Source organism: Methylicorpusculum sp. (genome assembly GCF_030651835.1).
In the GTDB taxonomy this organism is placed as follows: domain Bacteria; phylum Pseudomonadota; class Gammaproteobacteria; order Methylococcales; family Methylomonadaceae; genus Methylicorpusculum.
Window position 1 is genome coordinate 1 of the sequence record NZ_JAUSBX010000114.1, and the last position, 25,080, is coordinate 25,080.

Genomic DNA, 25,080 nt, shown 5'->3' on the forward strand with positions numbered 1-25,080 from the left:
GCTATGGCTCAAACTTTGATATTCTCTCATTTTCGATTCTCCTATCTTTTGGTCGAGATAAGAGCATCGTTGCGACCGCCTTATAGGTCAAACCTTTGAGAGTCCCCCGGCATAGCCGGGGGTTTACCAATATTAATTAAATTGCCAGGGATGGCAGTCTTTGATTATATTCATCTATTTAGCGTGGTTAATGCTTGTCGGCAGGACGGCTAATCTGACCCGCGGTTTCAACTCACCTGTTCTATTTTTCCAAAACAAAAAAACATCCCGATATATTCAAAAGCTGCAATTATTTAGCGTAGGTTGGGTTAGGCTCTCTAAACCTGACCAAAGTCCTCTGCCCATCTCCTTGGTTTTGTTGTTCCTCTGAATAGTTACCAAAAGGTAACTACTCGCCAGCTTTGAATTAAGGGTGTAGGTGCTTGATTTCAAAGGACGCATCATTACGTTCCTGTAGCTCTCTGCAACATCCCTGTTGCAGAAGCCTTTTCAATCAACCACCTACACCCACTAAAATTGGAGGGGGTGAGCAGATACACCAAAAGCTTATTTTTTCTGCAGGCTGTCCGTAATCCAATGAATGCTTTTCTTGTATCTGCTCAGTCCCTGCCGATGAAAGCGGAAGAGTAGTTGTCTTCTCTTTAACGTATTTCTTCCACTTTCGCAGCAATTCTCTGTTTGAAGCGAAAAAGGCTTTTCCCAACCCAAATTGACGCTGAAAATTTCAAACTGGGAATTGCTGCCACTTTAGGGTGATAAATAAGCATTGTCATCTTTCTGTCATATTAGGGATTTATGATGCGCGCGTTGAACTTATTTTTCGGGCTGTAGCTCACGAGCTTGAGCAACATTTAGCCCAAATACTACTGATTTTGTCAGTTAAGTACTGATGGATCAGCCACAATCAGAGGATATATGAATATAAAATTGAAATCTGTTGCCGTTGTTTTGCCCCTGATGCTGAGTAGTGCAGTATGGGCTCAGAGCTCGCGTGATTACATCAATATTGTAGGCTCTTCGACGGTTTATCCCTTTTCGACGGTCGTTGCGGAGCAATTCGGAAAGTCCAGCAAATTTAAATCGCCAAAGGTTGAATCAACCGGGACTGGGGGTGGATTTAAATTATTTTGCAGTGGAGTGGGTGTTCAGTATCCCGATATCACCAATGCCTCTCGCGCTATTAAAGCGTCAGAATTTGAAACCTGTCAAAAAAACGGGGTAAAGGACATCGTTGAAGTCAAAGTCGGTTATGACGGCATCGCCATTGCCCAAGCTACTACCGGTACGCCATTCGCATTGTCATTGAAAGAGTTGTTTTTGGCTTTGGCTAAAAAAGTGCCCGATCCAAAAGGCGGTGATCAATTAGTCAATAATCCTTATAACAACTGGGTTCAAATCAACCCGTTATTACCGGCCACCAAAATAGAAGTCTTGGGACCGCCTCCAACTTCCGGAACCCGTGATGCGTTTTTGGAATTGGCGATGGAAGGTGGATGTAAGGACTTTCCCTGGATCAAGGCACTGAAAGATAAGGATGAAAATGCTTACAAAGAAATCTGTCACGCCATTCGTGAAGATGGCGGTTATATCGAAGCCGGCGAGAACGACAACCTGATCGTGCAAAAACTGGAAGCGAATCCTAAAGCAATCGGTATTTTCGGCTACAGCTTTCTTGACCAGAATGCCGATAAGGTGGTGGGGCTGAAAATTCAGGGTGTGTTCCCCGAATACGACGCTATTGCGTCAGGTCAATACCCTATTTCAAGGCCTATCTATTTTTATGTAAAAAAAGCACATGTCGAAGTTATTCCCGGTATCAAGGCCTTTTTGGAAGAATTCACCAGCGAAAAAGCCTGGGGTAGCGAGGGCTATTTGACTGACAAAGGCTTGATTGCAATGCCTGATGCCGAACGCAAACAATTTGCCGATGATGTTAAAAATCTGAAATTGCTAAAACTCTAATTCAGACAAACCGGGATAGGTTTTGCGCCTGTGGCGACTCGATCAATTAGGCAGGCACACTCGGCGGGGGAATGCTTAGGCAGAGCCCCCTCTTTTTTACCAAGGACACACAGTTTATGTCTCCATCGATTCTTCTGATCCTATTATTGATACTGGCCTATGTCGGTTTCTATGCAGGAAAAAAACGCGCAGTAGGCTGTGTGGAAGGCAAAGTAAAGTTTCTGCACTCATTGCCTGGATTTTATGGTTTTTACGTAAGCTTATGGAGCGTTATTCCTGCGCTGTTGATCACGTTGATCTGGCTGATCGTTGAGCCGGTTTGGATGACTCAAGCGGTTACAGCACAACTGCCTGAAGAAATGATCAATCTTCCGCCTGAGCGCCTGAATCTGGTACTGAATGACATACGCAATGTCGTGAATGGTTCAACGCTGGCGACCCAAAGCGATTCGGTCATACTCGATGCGGCCTCGCATTATGAGTCATTACAGTCATTAAGCCACTGGCTGATGGCAATCGTTACTATTGGTTTGTCGATGGCCTGTATGTGGATTTCCTGTCAGCGTATTCATCAACATTACCGGGCACGCAATGCGGTTGAAAAGGCCGTTACGGGTGGAATGGTTATTTGCTCTACGATCGCCATATTTACCACCTTGGGTATTGTCAGTTCCGTGGCTTATGAATCGTTCCTGTTTTTTCAATCAGTGCCCGTCTTTGATTTTTTATTCGGTCTGGATTGGAGTCCGCAGACCGCCATGCGCTCCGATCAAGTCGGTTCTTCCGGGGCTTTTGGAGCCATTCCGTTGTTTACCGGTACCTTGCTGGTGTCGTTGATTGCGATGCTGGTTGCAGTTCCGATCGGCTTGATGTCGGCCATCTATTTGTCGGAATTCGCAGGTCCCACTTTTCGTGCAACAGCCAAACCGACGCTGGAAATTCTGGCCGGTATTCCTACCGTGGTTTACGGTTTTTTTGCGGCGCTGACCGTTGCTCCGTTCATTCGAGAAACCGGTGAAGCAATGGGTTTGTCAGTATCCTCGGAAAGCGCCCTGGCGGCTGGTTTGGTGATGGGGGTCATGATTATCCCTTTCGTTTCATCATTATCGGATGATGTCATTAATGCAGTGCCGCAATCGCTGCGGGACGGTGCCTATGCCTTGGGTGCCACCCAGGCCGAAACCATCAAGCAGATTATCTTTCCCGCGGCTTTGCCCGGCATTGTCGGCAGTATTTTGTTGGCGGTTTCAAGAGCCATCGGTGAAACGATGATTTTAGTCATGGCGGCAGGACTCTCGGCCAATCTGACCTTTAATCCTTTCGAAGCGGTGACAACAGTAACCGTGCAAATAGTGACATTGTTAGTCGGCGATCAGGAATTTGACAGCCCTAAGACTTTGGCGGCATTCGCCTTGGGATTGGTGTTGTTCGTCGTCACACTGATGTTGAATGTTTTTGCTTTGTATATCGTCAGAAAATACCGGGAACAATATGAATAATCCAGCCACATCTGCAGATTTGAGAGCTGATAATAAGGCGTCTACTTTTGATATTGTGCAAAAAAGCCTGGCCAAACGGCGATCCGCCGAACGCAGGTTCAAAGCCTATGGCTTAACCGGCATTATGCTGGGCCTGATGTTCTTGTTGGTGTTGTTCACCAGCATTATTGGCAAAGGCTATACCGCTTTTGTGCAAACGCAAGTCAAACTGGATATCTATTTTGATGCGGAATGGCTGGATCCGGAGCATGGTGGGGATGATAGTCTGGCTAAGGCTGACTATAACGGCTTGATCAAAAAATCATTGTCGACGGCTTTTCCTGAAGTAACGGAACGCCGCGACAAGCGCGATCTTTATGCCATGGTCAGCAGCGGGGCGGGTTTTTTGTTGAGAGAAATGGTGGTCACCGATAAGTCTTTATTGGGTAAAACCGTGCCTGTCTGGTTACCGGCGGACGATGATATCGATATGCTGATGAAAGGCCATATCGACCGTGAACAGGATCAGGCTAATCGCCGGGTCAACGACAAGCAACTGGCATGGATCGACAGACTGAGCCAGGAAGCGCGTATCGAAAAGCACTTTAATGCCTTGTTCTTTACTGCCGGTGACTCCAGAGAGCCGGAAATGGCCGGTATACGCGGTGCCTTGATGGGTTCCTTGCTGACGCTGATCGGCACATTTTTGTTGTCTTTCCCGATTGGCGTAGCGACCGCCGTGTATCTGGAGGAATTTGCGCCCATCAATAAATTTACCGATTTTATCGAAGTCAATATCAACAACCTGGCTGCCGTGCCTTCGATTGTCTTCGGTTTATTAGGCCTGGCCATGTTCATCAACTTTTTCGGATTGCCGCGCAGTACGCCCATTATCGGATGTCTGGTGCTGACTTTGATGACCTTGCCCACTATTATCATCGCCGGTCGAGCTTCATTAAAGTCTGTACCGCCCTCGATTCGGGAAGCCGCTTTGGGTATGGGGGCATCCAAACTGCAAACCATTACGCATCATGTGCTGCCGTTGGCGATGCCCGGCATGATGACAGGCTCTATCATCGGTATGGCCAGAGCATTGGGAGAAACTGCGCCCCTGTTAATGATTGGGATGGTGGCGTTTATCGTTGATGTGCCGACCAGCTTTACCCAGCCTTCGACCGTCTTGCCCGTGCAAATTTATCTGTGGGCAGACAGCCCTGAAAGAGCGTTTGTCGAACGCACTTCCGCAGCAATCATGGTATTGCTGTTTTTCCTTATTTCCATGAACGGACTGGCAGTTTATCTACGCAGACGCTATGAAAGACGCTGGTAAAGAGGGTAAACCCATGAGTTATATTAGAGAATCCGTACCGAGTCACTCCATGAAAAGACAAACCTTATCGAATGTGCTGGGCATGAAAAAAATAGACCGCGAATCCCGTGAAACAGTTGGTGCCATCACTTCCTCCGATACCCGTATTTCTTGTCGAAATGTCAATGTGTTTTATGGAGAAAAACAAGCCATCAATGATCTGTCCCTGGACATTGGCAATAACGAAGTGATTTCGTTTATCGGTCCGTCCGGCTGCGGAAAATCGACTTTTTTACGCACACTGAACCGGATGAATGACACCATTCCCAGTTGTAAAGTGGAAGGTGAGATCAAAATCGATGACAAAGATATCTACCACCGCGATATGGACGTGGTTCCGCTACGCGCCCAAGTCGGCATGGTCTTTCAAAAACCCAATCCATTCCCCAAATCGATTTATGACAATGTGGCCTATGGTCCGCGTATTCATGGTCTTGCCGTGAATAAAACCGAACTGGATGAAATTGTTCAAAATTCCCTGATTAAAGCCGGATTATGGGAAGAAGTAAAAGACCGACTCGATGAACCGGGCACCGGTTTATCAGGCGGTCAGCAACAACGTCTTTGTATAGCCCGCACCATTGCGGTCAATCCGGAAGTGATTCTGATGGACGAGCCCTGTTCCGCCTTGGACCCCATTGCGACCGCAAAGATTGAGCAACTGATTGCCGAGCTCAAAGAACGCTTCACGATCGTTATCGTCACTCACTCCATGCAACAAGCCGCACGGGTTTCCCAGCGAACGGCCTATTTTCATATGGGCCACCTGATCGAAGTCGGCGATACCAACCAGATCTTTACCAATCCGGTACATCCGTTGACAGAAGATTACATTACCGGACGCTTTGGATAAGGCTTTCGCGATTTGATCTAATTGCCGGCCAAATTTTTACTTTTATAGATTGCCCACCTCAAATGATTATGGCGACAAAAGAACATACTTCCCGCATCTTTGACGGCGAATTGAACCATCTGCATTATCTGGTTCTGGAAATGGCCGGATTAGTCATCACTCAACTCGATCATTCGATGAAGGCGCTGGATGAACGTGACATCAAGTTGGCTGAAAAGATTATCTTGCGCGATAGGGAAGTTAACTGTCATGAGAATAAAATCAATGAGGCGGCGCTTACTATTTTGGCCAAACGTTCGCCGGTGGCTAATGATCTGCGGATGGTGATGTCGGTTTCAAAAATAGTGGTCGATCTGGAATTAATCGGCGATGAAGTCGTGAAGATAGCCAAATTGATTCTGACCTTGTTCGACAGCAAAAGCGCCGACCCTAATCTACAGTTGCTCAGAGATATTATGAAAATGGGACAAATGGTTTCAGAAATGCTGGAGCAAGCCATCCGGTCTTTCGATACCTGTGATGTAAAAGGTGCCTATACCCTGGTGAACGAATATTGGGACTATGGCGATGAATATCAGGCGGGCATCAGACGCCAGTTGACCTTTGTTATTGAAGATCCCCGCATCATCAGTCGCTCGCTCAATATTTTCCAAATCATGAAATCGCTGGAGCGCTGTGGTGACCATGCGCGCAGTATCGCCGAATATCTCATTTTTATGATAGAAGGTAAAAATATTCGGCATCAGGATGCAGAATAAAGCCAACGCAGTCGTGTCATTCAATGTCAATATGGATTTCATTCCTTCTCAAAAAAGGTAAGGTCCAGGGCGGGTCATATGCGGCAGAACGGGGTTGAGAAAGGGCTTTGTAAGGCTGATTGGATAGCCATTCTGTCAACGTCGTGGCGTTTTCAATGATGCCTTGTTCGGATAAGCTCCCCGAATAGGTTAATGCTGCGACTTTTTTGGCGGGAATTTCTTTAATGATTACCGCAGGGTCAAGCGGAATAGGGGCTGTTGCCATGGTGTATTCCTGAGGCAGCACAAATGCCATTCGCCACTTTCCGGCTGATTTTTGTTGAAACACCGGCGCAGTCATATCGAGTGTTGTTGACGCTTTTTCCTGCGTAACCGGGGCCGTCATGGCCAGTTTCTCCTGGGTTTTGTTTTTTCCAAAAATGTAGCCGGCCAGACGCTGAAAACCTTCGCTGCTGCTGGTTTTATAATCAGACCCTATCTCCGTTTCGGCCACAACCAGAGCCGGATACTGCCTAACCTGAATCTGACCTTCGTCTTTTAGTATCTGGTAAACGGGCTCATTTGCCGAGCGAATGCCAACGACACTGCATCCGGCAAGAGAAACGCTGGTTAAAATACTGAGTAGTTTTTTCATGGGTTCTTTTGGGTTTCAATTAGAAAGGTGGTCGTGTAGTCTGCTTCAAAAAGAGCTGCTTGTAAGTATTGCAGTCGCGGCAATTCTGGCGTGAGTGTTCACTTTATGCATATAAAACAATCCGGTGACTTTGCATCCCCTTGCTCTCTTTTTCAAAGTGGGGGACTTAAAACTTTCATCATTTCCAGCCCTGCAGCCATTGGCTCGCATCGGTCAATTCACGCCAGGCCAATATAACACTTCGCCGCGAATAGACAGCCTCCAGTTCAATCAATTCGATCTTAATCTCCGGAGGTTCCGGCTCAATCAATTGGGTGACGATAAAATGCTTCTCTTTATTTCTTGGGTTTGCGGCTGTCCACTTACTGAGCAGCAGTATTCTGGGATTAATCCGGGATGTGCTGGTCAGCATGGCCTTGAAATCATTATGTTTACGGATATTTATCATACATACAGAGTACCGTGGTAATTTCTATATGCAATTACCTTAAAAGCAGAAGCTAAAATCGAGTCGCCAACACCCCATCAAAATGACACAAATTGAGGCCTACCGCGTAAAATAGCGCTTTTATTTAATTGTACAAGGAGCAGAACCATGCCTCACTATACGACGAAAGCCATCCGAACCATCGCTCTTGTAGGCCACGGCGCGGCAGGTAAAACCAGTTTGGCGGAAGCCCTGCTTCATGGTGCCGGTGCTATCAAAAACAAAGGCATGGTTGAAAAAGGGAATACGGTTTGTGATTTTGATTCACAGGAAAAATCCATCGGTCACTCCCTGCAAAGCGCTATCGTTCATTTTGAGCATGAAAATGCCTTGGTCCATCTGCTGGATACACCGGGATATCCGGATTTTGCAGGGCAGGCCATTGCCGCCCTTGAAGCGGTTGAAACGGTATTGGTGGTCGTCAACGCTCAAACCGGTATCGAGCTCATGACTGAGCGGATGTTGCGCTGGGCCAGGGAAAGAAAGCTTTGTACGATGATCGTGATCAACAAAATCGATGCCGATAATCTCGATTTACCCGGTTTGGTGGCAGACATTCGCACAAGATTCAATGGTTTGGTATTAGATCTTCCCGCCCACGGCGCAAAAGAGGTCGTCGAGGTACTGGCGCATGATTCAGGCATGGCCGATTTTGGATCGGTCGCTGAAGCGCATAATGAGTTGATTGAACGCATTGTTGAAGAAGACATGGCGCTGTTGGAGAAGTACCTTGAGGAAGGTGTAGAACCCAAACCCAGCGAAACTCACTCTCCATTTGAAAGTGCTTTGCGGGCCGGTTTTGCGCCTATTCTGTTTACTTCTGTTAGGACCGGAGCTGGCATTAAAGAATTGCTGCATGTGATTGCTAATCTGGCACCCAATCCCACCGAAGGCAATCTTCCTCCATTTTATAAAGTTCAGCCTGACGGTTCCATGGAAACCTTTCAGGCCGAACCCGACCCGGATAAGCATGTGTTGGCTCATGTGTTCAAGGTTGTCAGCGATCCCTACATGGGCAAAGTAGGTATTTTCCGCATGCATCAAGGCACATTGAAGCAGGACGCACAGCTTTTTGTCGGCGATGCTAAACGCCCTTTCAAAGCCGCGCATCTTTATCAATTACAAGGCAAGGATTTTCAAGAAGTAGACGCTTTGATTCCCGGTGATATCGGCGCAGTGGTCAAAGTGGATGAAATCATGTTTGATGCAGTATTGCACGACTCTCACGACGAAGATTACATTCACCTTAAACCTATGCGCTTTCCACCATCAATGACCGGTTTGTCGGTAGAGACCAAACGTAAAGGTGACGAACAGCGTTTGTTCGACATACTCGATAAACTGGCTCTGGAAGATCCAACGTTCATTATTGAACGCCGTCCTGCTACCAATGAGACAGTGATAATGGGCTTGGGCGATGCTCATCTTAAAGCCAAGCTGGAAAAAATGGTCAGCCAATACAAGCTGGAAGTCGATATCAAGCCCCCTCTCATTCCTTACCGAGAGACGATCAGCCAACCCGCAGAAGGTCATTGTCGTCATAAAAAACAAACCGGCGGGGCGGGTCAATTCGGCGAAGTGTTTTTGCGCATAGAGCCATTGGCACGAGGTGAAGGCATTGAATTCGTGGATGCAGTCAAAGGCGGTACCATCCCCGGTGCCTTTATGCCGGCCGTGGAAAAAGGTGTGCGTCAGGCATTAGATTTCGGCGTGGTGGCCGGTTTTCCTGTGATAGACCTGCGGGTCACTGTTTATGACGGCAAAACGCATGCTGTGGACAGTAAGGAAATTGCTTTCGTCACCGCCGGGCATAAAGCGGTAATTGAAGCTATCCGGGCGGCGAAGCCCCTTGTGCTGGAGCCGGTGGTTGATATTGAAATTATCGCTCCGGAAACGGCAATGGGCGATATAACCGGAGATCTTTCGGCCAAACGCGGACATATTACCGGAACGGATTCCCATAGCCCCGGCAGAATGCTTATCAGCGGCAAGGTACCATTGAGTGAACTGACCGACTATCAATCACGATTGAACGCGCTGACCAGCGGCCGCGGGCATTATGCTATTGAATTGAGCCATTACGCGCCTTTGCCTGGACCTCTCCAGCAGCAGTTGACCAGCGGGTTTAAGTTGAAGGAAGAAGACCAATAAGTATTTGGCTGAATTGGGCGCTATGGGGGCGTACGTGATTACTTTTTCAAATCTTTTCTTGATTGGGGTTGTAAGCGGATTAATGGTTGCTAATGAATTTTTCAATAAGGTTTTCTTTATGGTTTTTATGTAACTACTCGCCCGCTTGAAATAGAAAGTGTAGGTGATTGATTGAAAAGGCTTCTGCAACAGGGATGTTGCAGAGAGCTACAAGGATGTATTCATGCGTCCTTTGAAATCAAGCACCTACACCCAATAAAATAGGAAGGGGTGAGCAGATACGTTGCCATTCAGGGAAGCCTGTTGGGTCCGGCCGCAAAATGACTTAAGCTTCAGTAAGAGTGAATATGCATAGCGGCTGAGGTTTTTTGATTATAACGAGCAGATGATGATTGACTACAAAACACGACTCAAAGTGAGTAATGGTAAGCCAGTATTGTCGATAGCCTTTTTATATGATGCAGAACGCATGGCAAACTCTACTGTTGGCAGGACGCGTCAATTTCCATCTATTTCACTGGCAGTGATAATCTTGTTTTTTACGCCGATTGAAGACACTCATGCCGCACAGCAAAAACCGGTAACTCCGCCTTTTGCTTGTTTTTCCAGTCAAATGAATGATCACTTGGCGCAAGCGCCCAACTATGAAAAGCCCGTCTGGAATTTACATGACACGCTAAAATTGCCCCAATGGCTTTCGCTTTCGCTGGAGCAACGCACGCGCTATGAAGTCTTGGGCGGACCGTTTCAAGCCAATGCGAAGGGGGGCGATCAGCAAATTCCATTGGCGACTTGCCTGAGTCTGGAAGCCAGCTTCAATGACTTTCGTTTGGGTGCCGAATTTATGGATTCACGCCAATTCGGCAGTGATTCAGGCTCTTCACTCAATAATACCCATGCGAATCAATCGGACTTTTTGCAAGCCTATCTTGCCTGGGCACAAACAAATTTCCTGGACAGCGGCATCGGCACCGAGGTGATTCTGGGGCGGCAAACACTCAATTTGGGTAGCCGCCGGCTGGTCGCCCGAAATGTATTCCGTAACACGATCAATGCTTTTACCGGCGCACGTTTTCGTTTCCAGGACAATGGCAAATGGCAATTCAACGGATTCGTGACCCTACCGGTCGGGCGCTACCCTAATGAAAAGCAAGAGCTGCTGGACAGTAAACATGAATGGGATACCGAGTTATACAAAACCTGGTTTTCCGGCGGTTTTTTGGAAATTTACGATATTGCCTGGAAAATAAATGCTGAATTATTTTTATATCATTTGAGCGAAGACGATCAAAACGAAAACGACACACGCAACCGGCGCTTGTTCACACCCGGTATGCGTTGGTACCGGAAACCGGCCAAAGGCGAGGTCGACTTTCAGGTCGAGACCGCCGGACAACTCGGGACAATTCGCGCGACAACGGAGGCCGATGACACAAAAAATCTGGACCATCAAGCCTGGTTTCAACATCTTTCTCTGGGCTATACCCTGGAGTTGCCTTGGTCTCCGCGTTTTGTGCTGCAATATGACTACGCCAGTGGCGACAGTAACCCCAATGACGATAAAAATGAACGTTTCGATACTTTGTTCGGCGCAAGGCGCTTTGAATACAGCCCAACTGGTATTTATGGCGCGATAGCTCGCAGCAATATTAATTCACCCGGCACCCGTCTTATTATCGCTCCGCGAGATAACGTAGAAGCTTTTATCAGCCATCGGCTTATTTGGCTGGCGGAAAGCCGCGATACCTGGACGGCATCCGCCTTGAGGGATCGTAGCGGTGCCTCCGGCGATTTTCTGGGTCACCAAATTGAGCTGTCTACCCGCTGGAATGTCAACAGCAGCTTTAATCTGGAAACCGGCTGGACACATCTCTTCAAAGGCGATTTTGCCCGTGATGCCCCCAATGCGCCGGATGAAGAAGATGTCGATTATTTTTATGTTCAAAGCCTGTTCCGATTCTGACAAGCGAAGGGTTCACTAAACCGGAACGAAAAATAAAATGATTTGCCGTCTACGTTGCTGCCCCACCGTTTAAAAACGCAGCCTTTGGTATCAACGAGCAGTACGGGCTTCGTGGCGCAAATAGTCGAGTTGCCGCTCATGCAAATGGAGATTATCACGGACACGATCACGCTGCCTGTCCAGACTCCGAATGTCGTCACGAATTCGTGAACGGTCTTTTTCGCTCAATTTTTTATCGCGCAACTGGCTTTCTTTGCTGGACAGGTCATTATCGATTTTATCAAGTTCGGCCTGATCTTCATGTACTTTGTAGGCGGTGGAATGGTAATTTGCAAACACGCTATCAATGTGCGGCGGGCAAACGTGGTGATAGGGCTGGCCATTCAAACCGGTGGTAAAGGCATTATCCAGGCGGCAATAATCTTTCAGCCCTTGTTCGCGACCGGCCATATAAGCATTATTGTCAACGGCAATGCCGTATTCATTGCAGGCTTTAATATGATCAGACAGACGATTACTGGTTTCACCGGCAAGGCCGTCTTTGCTGCCTACTCCATACCAATCGCCATGCATGCAGTCTTGTTTGCTCAAGGTTGCACAGCCTGTCAAAACAATGAGGCTCAAAATGCCGGTAATATGATGCATAGGTTTTTTCTCCCGCTAATTGAATTGCTGTCGATATCCTTCGCGTGGCCACATTTGCGGATTTCTGACGCGCTCTATTGTCCGATTGCGGCGTTGCGAAAACAGTTACATAGCTTGCTATGCGCCTGTTTCCGCGCATTGCTCTCGAACCAAATAGCATTGCCATAAAAGCCGCAAACATGACCGTGCGAAGTCCATTAATTCTAGCCGATTGAAAAAATAAACGAAAATACTCGCCACCTTTCAATTGAGAGCGTAGGTGATTGATTGAAAAAATTCTGCACAAGGATGTTGCGGAGAGCTACAAGGGCGTATTCTTGCGTCCTTCAAAATCGAGTATCTACAAGCGGGTGTGTGGTTAGAGCACAAGAATAATTATATGCTGCTGTATTAGAACCATCCAATAAAGCCAATTGGGGGGATTGATTTTTCTAAGGACTATGGGACTATGACAGTACATTGAGAATAATATGATTGCTCAGTGCCTATCGTGTCTAACCTTGATCCTGCTGCACACATTAGCGGTCACTAAATATTAAGATAAAATTATGAGTGAATTACTGCATGTTGTCTGTCCTTATTGTTCGGCCACCAACCGTTTGCCAAGCAATCGGCTGCGACAGGGACCGAAATGCGGGCAATGTCACACACTTTTATTTAACGGGCATCCTTTAGAACTGAACAGTTCCAACTTTGAAAAACAGGTGTCTCGAAATGACATTCCGTTGTTGGTCGATTTTTGGGCGGAATGGTGTGGTCCATGCAAAATGATGGCTCCAGCTTTCGAACAAGCAGCAAAACTGTTGGAACCTGACGTTCGCCTGGGCAAATTGAATACTGAAGCGGAATCGGCGCTTAGTGCAAGATATAACATTCGTAGCATACCCACACTGATAGTGTTTAAAAATGGCCGGGAATTGACTCGGCAATCTGGCGCTATGAATGCGGGGGATATTGTACGATGGGTGAAAGGATCGATGCATTTTTAACCAACAACTCTGAAGTTGCCGGTTTTACCAAGGCTTTAGAGGATGCCATCTGGCAATGATTTTTCTGCATTCAGCTTTCCATAAGCAAGATTCAAATTCGTTGCAGTCATTACCCGGTAGAGAGTTGAAGCAAGGATCAATATCCAGTAATTTCTGGATAGCTTGAATTATTTCTTCTGCCAGAGTCATCGTCTCTAAACCTTCAATACCTACCGATTTTGCTAAAAGCCGAAGCCCTTGAATGGATATGCCGCCATCTTCATAGGCAATAGCCTGATAACGCGTAATCTGCATTAATATAAAGTTTTTTTCGGCCAGTAACCAATCATCGAGTTTTCGCCCGGGTAAAAAATGCCGCCGTTCGGACAAGAAGTACGCCGCTTCAGAAATCCATTGGTGCCGGAATTCAACATCAGATAATCGGCCCGCAGAGCGATTGTCCATTCTGCTAGATCAATTTAGAAAGTCTTAACATAAAAATTCATTCATTTGGTTATTTTTCATAGCGCTACAACAATTCCCAGTTTGATATTTTCAGCGTCATTTTGGGTGGGTAAAAGCCTTTCGAGCACAGTAAACACAGCCATGGGGACTTGATAGTAGCATCCCTGCTACCGACATTCTCAAAAAGTTTTCCCCAGTCCTTTTTCCCGCTTCAAATTGAGAATTGCTGATAGTGCCATGATTAAAATGTTATTTTCACGTCAGTATAAGTGTCAACTGCGTTGCAGGCGATATTCTTTTTAATATTGCTCAAAATCATTTCATCAATTAGTCTTATTCTTGAAGTTCAGAAGACTCCGCCTGTTTTCCTAAATGGCATCTTTTAAAACAAGATCTGGATTTGAACTCGTTTATAGAGACTAAAAAATAGATTTTTTGTAAATTTGTAACTATTCAATGGAGCATAAAACGAACGTGATGTTCCGGTTTTGTTGTCTGCGCCACACCCCTTGAATCGTAGCTTTTAGCTCTTCTTGATGACCCCTTTTTCATGATGAGTAGGCTCTACCGGCCGTGTTCAGTCATTTGTTTTTGCTTGAATGAAAAATCTTTTTAATCAGGAGAATTCCTTGTCTAATGAAATCCCTACATCTTACTTTTTTTAGTTGATCTGTTTTGAGCTGAGAAAGTTCCAAATCCCAAAGACAGGTTATCAATGTCATTCAAAATTCGTTGATACTGGCTGCGATTTACTTTCTGTTAGGCATTGCCGGTCTTCAACTGGCTATCCCTCTTGGTTATGCTACCGCTATATTCCCCTCGGCAGGCATCGCTTGTGCCGCAGTTCTTTTCGGTGGTGTCAGGTTGTTACCAGGAGTTTGGATCGGCTCGGCAGGCGTTAACCCCTGGATCGCTTCATGCCAGGGTAGTTTAAGTAAAGAAAAGCTGTTGCTGGCGGCGACTATTGCTTTGGGGGCTATGCTTCAAGCCTGGATTACCAATTTTTTAGTCCGTGATTATTTAAAAGGTGCATGGCTTAGATTGGATGATGACCGGGACATCATTCAACTCCTGTTTCTGGCCGGGCCAACGGCTTGCCTGATTTCAGCGAGTTGGGCAAATGTCGCCCTGATGCTGCTGGATATGATTTCTATTGATGAATTACTTTTCGCGCCGCTAACCTTGATGGTATTGCAACGTAAAAATCCACTATGGCACTACCGACTGAAAACGGTTGCCATACCCTCGCTTTTCGTTACAGCAGTGATAATTGCAGCCTTGTTTATGTCTCCAATAACGAATTCCTGAGAATCAAGCAGCAAATTGCCGGGCATGGCCAATTGCTGAGCAGTCAGTTACGATCGAAGCTGCTGTCTTATGAAGAAATCGTCGCTTCTTTAAATAATCTGTTTGTAACTTATCCCCATCTGGATGTTGCAGCCTTTAAACAAAAACCAGAACGCACTGAGCTATGACATTGCATCGGATACGATAAGGTCTGCCGCAATTAAAGTTGCCACCCAAACTCAAATGCCGGCGTCCTCTGTTCGTCTTGTGCAAGAACAAGGTACCAGTACCGGTGTGCTGTTGCTGGACCCTGTCTATCTCGATCAGGCATCCCATCAGCAAAGCTCATCCAGCAATCGGATACCTTATGGTTTTGCTGTTGGCGTATTCCGCGTCGAGAAAATGTTAACAGATCTGTTTAAGAAGGATTTGCCGAAAGGGCTTGCGTTAACGCTTGATGATAAAGAAGCCGTTACCGGTAACGGATTTCTATATCGCGCGGGTCAGATTTATCAGTCTGAATCTAGCATGTTTACCTGGGCAGATGAGATTCCATTTAATGGGCGGCTCTGGCGCCTGACGCTTTATTCCTCAGAAGCCTACATGGCGTCCAATCGTTCTTTATTGGCCTGGATGGTATTGGCTAAAGGGCTTGTTCTCTCCAGTTTGCTACAGGCTTTTTTACTGGCGATGACCGGGCGCGCTGCAGTTGTTCAAAGACAGGTGCAAGAGCAAACAAAAACGCTGCAACAAGAAAGTGAAAAAAACCGTGCGCTCTTGCGTAATGGCAGCGATGGTATCTACATTCTTGATGTCGAAGGCAATATTCTTGAGATTAGCGATTCGTTCTGTGAAATGTTGGGTTACCGGCTAGACGAGATGATAGGAATGAACGACTCCAAATGGGATGCTCACTTTTTACCCAGTGAACTCACCCGGAAATTTCAGCAAATTTCCTTACAAAAGACGCGCGTTCAATTCGAGACCTGTCACAAGCACAAGAGATGCTGGAAAGTGAATTGATTGGAATAGCAAAAGCAAAAAATCGAGTAATCGTATGGAATAATCCAATTTTCGAAAAATGTTGGGTTTACAACAAAGATGAATTGGGCGAATTCACCCCATAAATGCAATACCTTGTTGCAGTGGTTGGAGAAAATACAATAAGACAGGTTATTTCAGTGCTCGACCGCCGATCATCAGCTACCGATCATTTTTTATCAACCATTTGGCCAATTCACTATAAAGTACTTCAGGTGCTACTGGTTTGGCGAGAAAAGCGTTCATTCCCGCCTCAAAGCACCGGTCCTTATCCTCAGCAAAGGCATTGGCAGAAACCCCAATAACCGGAGTCAATCGTCTTTCCGGTAGCAAGCGAATGGCGCGCGTGGCAGCGAGTCCATCCATGATAGGCATCTGAATATCCATCAAAACCAGATCATAATCAGTTTTTTTCACCATTCCAACCGCTTCCTCGCCATCATTGGCCGAGTCGCATTGAAGTCCTGCTTCATTAAGTAAAAACTTTAACAGTTCCTGATTAATGAAATCATCGTCGACCAGTAATATTCGGGGTCTGGCTTTATTGGTTTGTAGTGATTGCAGGGGTGGTATGCGGGATGCAACTGCAGGTTGTGTCCGGCTCCGTTTGAGCGTTATAAGGATCCAGAAAGTACTGCCTTTTCCGGATTCTGATTCGACGCCCATCTCACCTCCCATCATTTCAATCAACTTGCGGTTGATTGAAAGTCCCAGTCCCAAACCGCCATATTGGCGGGTAAGCGTATTATCAACCTGCTCAAACGGAACAAAGATGTGCCCCAGCAAGGATTGATCTATTCCAATGCCGGTATCCTGAATTTCAAAGCGAATTTTCACCTCTTCGCCGGTTGCCTCGATCAGACCGGCTCGAAGACTGACAGCACCTTGTCGGGTAAACTTAACGGCATTGGAGGCCAAGTTGAACAAGACCTGCTCCAGTTTGACAGGATCACCGTTTAGGTTTTCCGGAATGGCGGAATCAACATCGCAGGCATAGGCTAGTGTTTTTGCGACAGCAAGCTCTTCAATCGTGTCGTTGATTTTATGGAGCATCGCTACGAGATTAAAATCGATGGCCACTTGTGCGGTGTTGCCGGATTCGATTTGGGTAAAATCAAGAATTTGGTTAATAGTGGAAGACAGATTGCCGGCAGCTTTCCTTATTCTGGAGAGTTTATGTAATACTGCCGGTTCGTCGATTTGCCGCTGTAGCAAGTCAGTGTAGCCAATAACCGCCATCAGCGGGGTACGCAGTTCGTGGCTCATATTGCCCAGGAAAAGACTTTTAGCGGCATTGGCCGTTTCTGCCTGAGTAGCGCGTTCCTGAAGAGCGATATTGAGTGTTTCGACTTGCCGGGTGCGTTCTTTGATGCGGTTTTCCAGTTCGGCATTCAGCTGCTGGAAGGCTATTTCACGCTGCCGCAAGGTCAGGTGCGTATTAACACGAGCACAGACAACTTGCGGATTGATCGGCTTGGAAATAAAATCCACTGCGCCTGCTGCCAGTGCCCGGGTTTCATTGTCGACATCGTGTTGAGCCGTCACAAATATCACCGGAATATGACAGGTTTTCTCATCGCGGCGCAGTTCTGCCAATACCTGATAGCCATCTAGCCCCGGCATCTTCACATCCAGCAAAATCAGATCCGGTTTGTTGTTTTGCTGTGCAATTTGCAGGGCTTTCTCGCCATTAATTGCGATACGAACATCATATTGATTTTGCAGAATTTCAGCGAGTATTTGCAGGTTGGCAGGCTGGTCGTCCACCACCAGAATGGTTGCCTTGGATGACGGTCCGTTCATTTCATTTCCTTTAGCATTTGCAGGGCTTTTTCATAATCAAAACTGCTGATGGCTTTTTGCAGGCGGTTGACTGTCTCTGCCTGCTGGTTTGAAAATCGAGGTATCAGATTGGCCAATAACTCGGCCGGTACCAGTTTGTTGGTCATCAATAGTACACGCAGTCTCAATAGATCCTTATTGTCATCAGCTCCCTCAAACGCAGTTACGGCTTTAGAGTGGAGCGTCACAGGGAGTTTAGCGATGATTTGCCAGGCGTTGCATAACTGCATAAACTCGTCTTTGCCATTCATACCTTGTAGCAGGGCTTTTTCCAATGCGTCTGCGCACTCAGCAACCTGATTCGCGCCTAAATTAGCCGCTACGCCTTTCAATGCGTGGAGTCTGTTACAGGCTGTCTGGTATTCATTGGCATTAAGCCATTCGTCAAGTTCCTGTTCGATGCCGGAAAAATCATCGACAAATTGCAGTATGCTTCCCAGAACTTTATCCCGGTCTTCCCTCATGATTTCCAGCAACTGCAAGCGTTCAGCATCGAAGCCAGGTAAATTCAGGGCCTCTTGATGGTTTGGTTCGTTTACGAAAGCCGCTTCCAACGTCTCAGAGACCGAAGTTGACGGCTCGGCCACAAGAACCTTTGCCAGTTTTTTGATCATCTCTAAAGGATCGATCGGTTTGGCAATGAAACAGGTCATGCCTGACGACTGACATTGTTCTTGTTCTTTAAGAGTGACCCCGGCGCTCATGGCAATGATGGGTAGATCAGCATAACGGGCTTCGTTACGAATCCGTCTCGTCGTCTGCAGGCCATCCATAACCGGCATTTGGATATCCATCAAAATAACATCAAAAACATTATGATCCATTAAGTCCAGGGCATGTTGTCCGTTCTGAGCGGTTGTTACGTTAAGACCGGCATTGCGGAGAAACTCGCGGGCAACCTGTTGATTAAGCGGGTTATCTTCAACCAGTAAAACATGCGTGTTGTGCAGGTCTTTTGCTGCGAGTTTTAACTCTGCGGTTGTTGGGATTTTATGAGAGAGCTTGCTGATCTGAGTGCCTGCAGTTTGTTTGATCAACCCAAAATCCAGTTCAAGCTGGAATGAGCTGCCTTCACCGGGCATGCTCCGGCAGAGTATGTCACCCCCCATCATTTGGGCAAGCTTGCGGCTAATTGCCAAGCCCAACCCTGTTCCGCCGAAACGCCGTGTAATCGATCCATCGGCCTGGGCAAAAGGTTGAAACAGACACTGCTTTTGTTCATCGCTAATGCCTATGCCGCTGTCTTCTATGGAAAACTTAAGCCGCGTTTCGGCTGTCCCTTTTGACTCCATATTGATTGTCATTCGGATAAAGCCTTGTTCGGTGAATTTAATGCTGTTGCTGATCAGATTCACGAAAATCTGTTGCAGGCGCAATGGGTCCCCGATTAGGTGACGTGGCACGTTATCATCCACTTCAAGAATAAACTCCAGCGATTTTTCCTTGGCTCGTCCATAGAAAATGCTTTCCATGTTATGAATAAGTTCATCCAGATCGAACTCCTCAGCCGAAATGGATAAGCACCGTGCTTCAATTTTCGAGAAGTCCAGAATATCATTGAGAATACCCAGCAAATGCTGGGAAGAGCCCAATATTTTGTCGAGATAATCGTGCTGCTTGGGGGTGAGAGAGGTATTCAGTGCCAGTTGCGACATACCAATAATGGCGTTCATGGGGGTTCTGATTTCGTGGGACATGTTGGCCAGGAATTCACTTTTAGCCGTGTTAGCCTGTTCGGCCGCATGCCGAGCTAATAATAATTGCTCTTCATAACGCTTACGTTCGGTAATGTCGCGCGCAGCGGCAAAAACCCCGGCGACGACGTCATTTTCATCTCGGTACACCGAGGCGTTATAAATAACGTGAGTGATTGTGCCGTTAACATGTTGAATGGCCAAAGGATAATCTCTAACCATTCCTTCAGAAAATGCTTGTTGATAGGCTTGGCGCGCCTGATTGGGATCTGTGAAATAGTTACACGAATCACTCCCTATCAGGGTTTCCCGGCTTAAGCCCGTGACATTTTCGGTCGCTGTATTGACATAGGTAATCTTGCCTTCCGGGCTGATGGTGACCAGTGGATCGAGACTGGCCTCGATTAGATTGCGCGTATAAATAGAGGCTTTACGCAGGGCATCTTCGGTTTCCTTGCGTTCTGTGATGTCGCTCCCGATTGCCAGCAACCGCTGGTCAGGTAATAACTGGGTCGATAATTCGTAAAGTATTGGCTGGCCCGTTTTTGGCTTCAATAGCCAATTGGCAATCAAGTTGTCGCCCCGCAAAGTGGCTTCAACATAGTCGGATATTCTGGAAAATTCGCTGCCGTCCAGCAATGTGGTCAAAAGTTTACCTTGCAAATCACCGCGCTCATAACCCAAGGCTTTAAGAGCTGAATCGTTAACAAAGGTCAAATGTCCTGTTGCATCTGCCAGAAAAATCGCCATTTGTGCCGATTCCATGACTATCCGGAGTTGATCTTCACTTTTGCGCAACGATGCAGTCAATCCTACAGCCAGGTTTTCTGCCCTGCGCCGCGTATTAACAAATGCCCAGGTGATCATCATCATCAATAACGCGATGAACGACAATCCGCCTATTTCTACCCAGTCTCCGCCAAAATTGGCATAGGCGGCGAAACCGGGCAATGGGGTATAACGTAAAGTCCAGTAACGTCCTTCCATTTCAACCCGGATCACGATCGGGGGTAAATTGGACAGTGTTTGGTCAGTCAAATGCTCCAACTTCGCCGCACTATCAAATAATAAGGCTTCAGGTTTTATGGATTGATCATCGAAAATTTCCAACCTGACATTGTTCAATTCGTCTTGCAGTGCAGCATCCATAAGATCTTTCATCCGATAGGGGCTGTAGGTCCAGCCTCGCAGAGCAGCACGCCGTTGTTCAACAGTCTGTAACATTGCGCCATTAGCATAGACCGGATGATAGGCAAGAATACCGGCTTGGACATCGATTTTGGTTTCCTGAAGCAATTGCACTTTGCCGGTGATTGCGGTCGCACCGGTGTCTCTCGCCAAATCCATCGCTTTTCGTCGGGTTGCTTCAGAATACATGTCGTAACCAAAAGCCCGTAAATTTCGTCCTGAAAAGGGCTCCAAATAGATGATGCTGCTGTAGACGTCCCTGGATCCTTCGGGTTTTATCACATAATCGGCAAAACCTTCGTTGCGTAGAGTTTTGATGTGATCTGCCAACTGATCGGGATGAATAAGTAACGTAAATCCAATGCCTTGTAAGCCCTTGTAGTTTTGATCCAGATCGAGTTTTTCAACATAGTTACGCCATTCATCACGACTAACCGATTCTGACCCGGCAAAAAAACCGGCGGCACCACGAAGCAGCTGGGTATAAGTGATGATACGGGTGGTAATTTTGCTGGTGAGGCGCTGAGTTTCAAGTTCTAGATGAGTGTGCAGCAGGTGTTGATTACGATTTAATAATTGCTGTCCTATAACAACCAGAAAAGCCAGAGCCAGTATCAATAAAAAAAATGCATACATGGATTGAGAACGTAACTTACTAAACTCAAGTTTTGGGGCTTGAGTAGGGTCAATAATAGCCATGACTTTAAAAAGTGTGTACTAACTAAAAAGGTATGAAAAATCTATACGGCGGTGTCTTAAGCCGAATTATTGCAATAATAGGGTTTCAGCCCGGCACATTCTAAAAGCAGGTCGCCCGACGGAAGTTTAGACGGTTTATCCAGTGATGCCACCTATCTTTTCGTGATGAAGAAAAGTGTAGTGCGGATACAGTGAAGTGTGAATTCTTTATTCAAGCAATGCGACAGACTTGATTTGCAGCCATACCGGCTGTCCCTGGGTTAAACCCAAAGAGAATGCGGAGCGTTTGGTTACCCGGGCAATTAAAATAGTGGAACCTAATTTTACCCGGACCAGCGCCAGGCCGGGATGTTCATCATCGGCGATGGTATCCACCTGTCCGGGCAATACATTCAGAATGCTGGACCGGTCTCTGTCATCGTTTGAGACACTGATATCGCGCGCTAAAACCCGCACACGCACTTTACGGCCAACCGGGATGCCCTTATCCCTGGTCCACAAGCTGCCGCCCGGAAACCCGACTCTGGCCAGATGCCAACGCTCGTCGCGTTCGATAACCTCGGCTTCTAAAACAACCCCTGCATCTTCGCCAAGCCTGACCGGAAAGTCAAGTCGGCTTAATAAATCGGTCAAAACACCTTCTGCAACGATGGCGCCGCCATCCAAAGCCACAATATAATCGGCCAGCCGGGCAACTTCATCCGGCGAGTGGCTGACATAGATAATAGGTATATCGAATTGATCCCGAAGTTGCTCCAGATAAGGCAGGATTTCCTGTTTACGGGCAAGATCCAGTGCGGCCAGTGGTTCATCCATTAACAGTATCCGTGGATTAACAGCCAGTGCCCGGGCAATGCCCACTCTCTGGCGTTCGCCTCCGGAAAGTCGGTCAGGTTTCCGGTCCAGGAGATGACCGATGCCGAACAGTTCGATAACGGGGTCCAGACTGGTTTGTTGCGCTTCAGAAATCCGCTTTCTGCCATAGTGCAGGTTGCCCAATACCGTCAGATGTGGAAACAAACTGGCTTCCTGAAAGACATAACCGAGAGGGCGTTTATGGGGAGGCAGCCAGAAATTTCCGTTTTGCCAGATTTCGCCCTTGAATGACAAAAAACCTTGCTCTGCGCGTTCCAAGCCCGCTATGCAGCGCAGCAGTGTGGTTTTGCCGGAACCCGATTGGCCGAATAATGCGGTGACGCCGCGGCCCGGTATAACCAGGTCTACCGCTAACGAAAAACCCGGCCAATTCACTTTGAAGTTGGCTTTGATTTTATCTTGTGTCACTCGCTCATTTCCTCTTTGATCCAGGGCGCCAAGCATAAACAGCCAGTAATACCAGAAAAGAAAATATCAGCATAATAGCGGCCAGACGGTGAGCTTCGCTGTATTCCATCGCTTCAACATGATCGTAAATTTGTACCGAAGCAACGCGGGTAATGCCGGGAATGTTGCCGCCTATCATCAAAACGACGCCGAATTCGCCGACCGTATGCGCAAAAGTTAAAATACCTGCGGTAAGAAAGCCGGGCATGGCCAATGGCAAAGCTACGGTGAAAAAGGCATTGAGCGGAGAAGCCCGAAGTGTTGCAGCCACTTCCAAAGGACGGTCACCTATTGCTTCAAAAGCGTTTTGTACCGGTTGCACCATGAAGGGCAGGGAATAGAATACCGAGGCAAACACCAGTCCTTCAAATGAGAACGGTAATGGCGCTATCCCCAATGCTTGGGTTAGATGCCCCAGCGGTCCGTCCGGACCCATGGCTAACAATAAATAAAACCCCAGTACCGAGGGCGGCAACACCAAGGGTAAAGCGACGACCGCGCCTAGGGTTCCTTTCCAGCGTGATTGGGTTCGCGCCAGCCACCAGGCTATCGGCGTTCCGATGATAAACAGAATAACGGTAACAAGGCTGGCCAGTTTGACGGTCAGGACTATGGCTTGAAGATCGCTATCGCCTAGCAACATCGGATACCTCCTGAGAGCAGATACGCATATGAAGGAACACCTTTATGGCGGAAATCAACAGCACTATTCCCAGCAGTTTGATCAGATAATGGGTAGGTACGAGACCCAGCATCGTGCCGCCCACTAATGTTCCTGCAATCGAACCAATCATCATCCAGCGAAATAGCTGACGCTCCTTGTTGAGCACTGCAAACGCGACTGCGCCACTGTATCGAATAAAAGCGACGAGCATAGTAGGAATACCGATAACCAGCGACAAGCTGCCGGCAAGTTTGATGTCAAGTCCATACAGCAGCATGATAGTCGGAATCAAGAGTTCGCCTCCTGCAACGCCTATCATTGCTGCTACGATGCCGATCGCAAAACCGGAGCCCAATCCCACAAGCAAGCGCACTGCATCGTGTTGGAAGAATGGTGCCGATGCATTATTTACGTCCAGCCAGGATTCGATCAGCATCAGCAAGCCAAGGCCTGACAGCAACACAAATACGATAAGGTTCAACCGCTCCGGTAAAATCCTTGCCGCGTGTCCGGCACCGAGCCAAGCGCCAATTAAACTGCCTGCCAGCAGGTTGAGCACGATATCCGAATGGCCAAACAGACTGTCGAAAGAAATCGTGCTACTCCGGAATAGCAGTCCTGAGGTAACGACAATCAGACTCATGGCTTTGTTTAAAATTATGGCTTCCAAGGTGTTCAGGCGGAACACGCCAACGAGGACTGGTAAGCGAAATTCGGCTCCGCCCAGCCCAATCAATCCACCCAGTGTGCCGACTGCGGAGCCGGCAATAAAGCTTTTGCCGTTACGATGCAGGTCAGTCATGACCTGGCTCCATGGTTTCAATTGGCTGAGCGGCTTCATTCGGTAAGGTAAATCCGTAGCGGATCATCAAGGCGCGGGCTGGCGATGACGCAATGAATTCGGCGAAGCGAGCAGCGAGGGCATTATTCGCAGCGCGTTTAGTTATGATATAGCCTTGTTCCAGTGGCTCGTGCAGCGCGTCCGGGATTAAATAAAATCCGCCTTGGCTTGCCAATTCGGGATTCAACGCTAAAGATAAGGCAATGATGCCGATTTGGGCGTTACCGGTTTGCACGAATTGAGCGGTGTGTGCGATATTTTCACCCAATACCAGTTTCGGTTCCACGATTGCCCAAATTCCGGTCGACCGTAACGCTTCCTCAGCCCGCTTGCCGTAAGGCGCATGCTTTGGATTGGCCATGGCGATGCGGGTGATGGACGGGTCGTCGGCCAAGTTTTGCAATGTCATCTTCGACGCATCCCGTGTGGCGCTCCAAAGCACAATACGGCCCAGGGCATAGGGCCTGACTTCAGAGGCCGCAAAACCTTCTTTCGCTAATTGTTTTGGAAAACCGATATCCGCCGAAAAATACAGATCAAATGGCGCGTCTTTTTGTATCTGGGTAAAAAACTTGCCCGAAGAACCGTAGATGATATCGATTGTGTCATCGGGATGGGCTTGCCGGAATTCGGCAGCAATTTCGTCCAAAGCAAACTTAAGGTCAGCAGCCGCTGCAACAATTATTTTTTCGGCCTGTGCCATTGAAGTCATTATTAACAGACCGATGAATAACAGCGATTTGATGGTTTTCATGGGGGGATTCTCCA

Annotated in this window: 20 protein-coding genes; 10 read left to right on the top strand and 10 right to left on the bottom strand. The window is 47.3% G+C overall.

The features are described from left to right. The first annotated feature begins 915 nt into the window (after positions 1-915). The 5 genes from Q7V32_RS15015 (at position 916) to phoU (ending at position 6,420) form a co-directional block, all read left to right on the top strand. Positions 916-1,962: a PstS family phosphate ABC transporter substrate-binding protein gene (locus Q7V32_RS15015; protein WP_304897789.1), complete on the top strand. Its 1,047-nt coding sequence runs from the start codon at positions 916-918 to the stop codon at positions 1,960-1,962. Between the two features lie 116 nt (positions 1,963-2,078). Continuing rightward, positions 2,079-3,461 carry a phosphate ABC transporter permease subunit PstC gene (pstC, locus tag Q7V32_RS15020; RefSeq protein ID WP_304897790.1) on the top strand — a complete coding sequence of 461 codons (1,383 nt, stop codon included), beginning with the start codon at positions 2,079-2,081 and terminating at the stop codon, positions 3,459-3,461. Continuing rightward, a complete protein-coding gene (pstA, locus tag Q7V32_RS15025) occupies positions 3,454-4,770 on the top strand; it encodes a phosphate ABC transporter permease PstA (RefSeq protein WP_304897791.1) in 1,317 nt (438 codons plus the stop codon). Before pstC ends, pstA begins: the two co-directional genes overlap by 8 nt. 82 nt (positions 4,771-4,852) lie before the next feature. After that, positions 4,853-5,662 carry a phosphate ABC transporter ATP-binding protein PstB gene (pstB, locus tag Q7V32_RS15030; RefSeq protein WP_304897822.1) on the top strand — a complete coding sequence of 270 codons (810 nt, stop codon included), beginning with the start codon at positions 4,853-4,855 and terminating at the stop codon, positions 5,660-5,662. Positions 5,663-5,730: 68 nt separating this feature from the next. Further along, positions 5,731-6,420 carry a phosphate signaling complex protein PhoU gene (gene phoU / locus Q7V32_RS15035; RefSeq protein WP_304897792.1) on the top strand — a complete coding sequence of 230 codons (690 nt, stop codon included), beginning with the start codon at positions 5,731-5,733 and terminating at the stop codon, positions 6,418-6,420. Between the two features lie 16 nt (positions 6,421-6,436). Here phoU and Q7V32_RS15040 read toward each other — a convergent pair whose 3' ends face one another. Together Q7V32_RS15040 and Q7V32_RS15045 are read right to left on the bottom strand one after the other, a co-directional pair. Next, the gene (locus Q7V32_RS15040; RefSeq protein WP_304897793.1) at positions 6,437-7,054 is read right to left on the bottom strand and encodes a heme-binding protein; all 618 of its coding nucleotides are present in this window, start codon (positions 7,052-7,054) and stop codon (positions 6,437-6,439) included. Positions 7,055-7,232: 178 nt separating this feature from the next. Then, positions 7,233-7,466: a TIGR02450 family Trp-rich protein gene (locus Q7V32_RS15045; RefSeq protein WP_304897794.1), complete on the bottom strand. Its 234-nt coding sequence runs from the start codon at positions 7,464-7,466 to the stop codon at positions 7,233-7,235. A gap of 183 nt (positions 7,467-7,649) precedes the next feature. Here Q7V32_RS15045 and fusA point away from each other — a divergent pair, with 183 nt between their 5' ends. Both fusA and Q7V32_RS15055 read left to right on the top strand, forming a co-directional pair. Then, the gene (fusA, locus tag Q7V32_RS15050; protein ID WP_304897795.1) at positions 7,650-9,692 is read left to right on the top strand and encodes an elongation factor G; all 2,043 of its coding nucleotides are present in this window, start codon (positions 7,650-7,652) and stop codon (positions 9,690-9,692) included. Between the two features lie 388 nt (positions 9,693-10,080). Next, positions 10,081-11,655 carry an alginate export family protein gene (locus Q7V32_RS15055; RefSeq protein ID WP_304897796.1) on the top strand — a complete coding sequence of 525 codons (1,575 nt, stop codon included), beginning with the start codon at positions 10,081-10,083 and terminating at the stop codon, positions 11,653-11,655. A 90-nt stretch (positions 11,656-11,745) separates the two neighbouring features. On the opposite strand, the gene Q7V32_RS15060 is transcribed toward Q7V32_RS15055, so the two are convergent. Next, complete coding sequence (locus Q7V32_RS15060) at positions 11,746-12,300, bottom strand: DUF2799 domain-containing protein (protein WP_304897797.1); 555 nt, start codon at positions 12,298-12,300, stop codon at positions 11,746-11,748. A gap of 548 nt (positions 12,301-12,848) precedes the next feature. On the opposite strand from Q7V32_RS15060, the gene trxC reads away from it, so the two are divergent. Further along, positions 12,849-13,289, top strand: a complete 441-nt coding sequence (gene trxC, locus Q7V32_RS15065; RefSeq protein WP_304897798.1) for a thioredoxin TrxC — start codon at positions 12,849-12,851, stop codon at positions 13,287-13,289. 24 nt (positions 13,290-13,313) lie between these two features. Here the strand turns inward: trxC and Q7V32_RS15070 are convergent, their stop codons facing one another. Further along, the gene (locus Q7V32_RS15070) at positions 13,314-13,733 is read right to left on the bottom strand and encodes a DUF2934 domain-containing protein (RefSeq protein WP_304897799.1); all 420 of its coding nucleotides are present in this window, start codon (positions 13,731-13,733) and stop codon (positions 13,314-13,316) included. Positions 13,734-14,465: 732 nt separating this feature from the next. Here Q7V32_RS15070 and Q7V32_RS15075 point away from each other — a divergent pair. Then, complete coding sequence (locus Q7V32_RS15075) at positions 14,466-15,041, top strand: hypothetical protein (RefSeq protein WP_304897800.1); 576 nt, start codon at positions 14,466-14,468, stop codon at positions 15,039-15,041. A gap of 123 nt (positions 15,042-15,164) precedes the next feature. After that, on the top strand, positions 15,165-16,043 hold the full coding sequence (locus tag Q7V32_RS15080; protein ID WP_304897801.1) for a CHASE domain-containing protein: 879 nt from the start codon (positions 15,165-15,167) through the stop codon (positions 16,041-16,043). Positions 16,044-16,223: 180 nt separating this feature from the next. On the opposite strand, the gene Q7V32_RS15085 is transcribed toward Q7V32_RS15080, so the two are convergent. The 6 genes from Q7V32_RS15085 to modA all read right to left on the bottom strand — a co-directional run bounded on the left by Q7V32_RS15085 (position 16,224) and on the right by modA (position 25,066). Continuing rightward, positions 16,224-17,864 (bottom strand): response regulator, encoded by a 1,641-nt coding sequence (locus Q7V32_RS15085; RefSeq protein ID WP_304897802.1) that lies wholly within the window; start codon positions 17,862-17,864, stop codon positions 16,224-16,226. Next, positions 17,861-21,484, bottom strand: coding sequence for a CHASE domain-containing protein (locus Q7V32_RS15090; protein WP_304897803.1), 3,624 nt, complete (start codon positions 21,482-21,484; stop codon positions 17,861-17,863). The genes Q7V32_RS15085 and Q7V32_RS15090 overlap by 4 nt, the downstream gene beginning before the upstream one ends. A gap of 207 nt (positions 21,485-21,691) precedes the next feature. Then, complete coding sequence (gene modC / locus Q7V32_RS15095) at positions 21,692-22,768, bottom strand: molybdenum ABC transporter ATP-binding protein (RefSeq protein ID WP_304897804.1); 1,077 nt, start codon at positions 22,766-22,768, stop codon at positions 21,692-21,694. 4 nt (positions 22,769-22,772) lie between these two features. Continuing rightward, positions 22,773-23,450 (bottom strand): molybdate ABC transporter permease subunit, encoded by a 678-nt coding sequence (gene modB, locus Q7V32_RS15100; protein ID WP_304897805.1) that lies wholly within the window; start codon positions 23,448-23,450, stop codon positions 22,773-22,775. Further along, the gene (locus tag Q7V32_RS15105; protein WP_304897806.1) at positions 23,434-24,273 is read right to left on the bottom strand and encodes a sulfite exporter TauE/SafE family protein; all 840 of its coding nucleotides are present in this window, start codon (positions 24,271-24,273) and stop codon (positions 23,434-23,436) included. Before Q7V32_RS15105 ends, modB begins: the two co-directional genes overlap by 17 nt. After that, a complete protein-coding gene (modA, locus tag Q7V32_RS15110) occupies positions 24,266-25,066 on the bottom strand; it encodes a molybdate ABC transporter substrate-binding protein (RefSeq protein WP_304897807.1) in 801 nt (266 codons plus the stop codon). Before modA ends, Q7V32_RS15105 begins: the two co-directional genes overlap by 8 nt. Between the last annotated feature and the right edge of the window lie 14 nt (positions 25,067-25,080).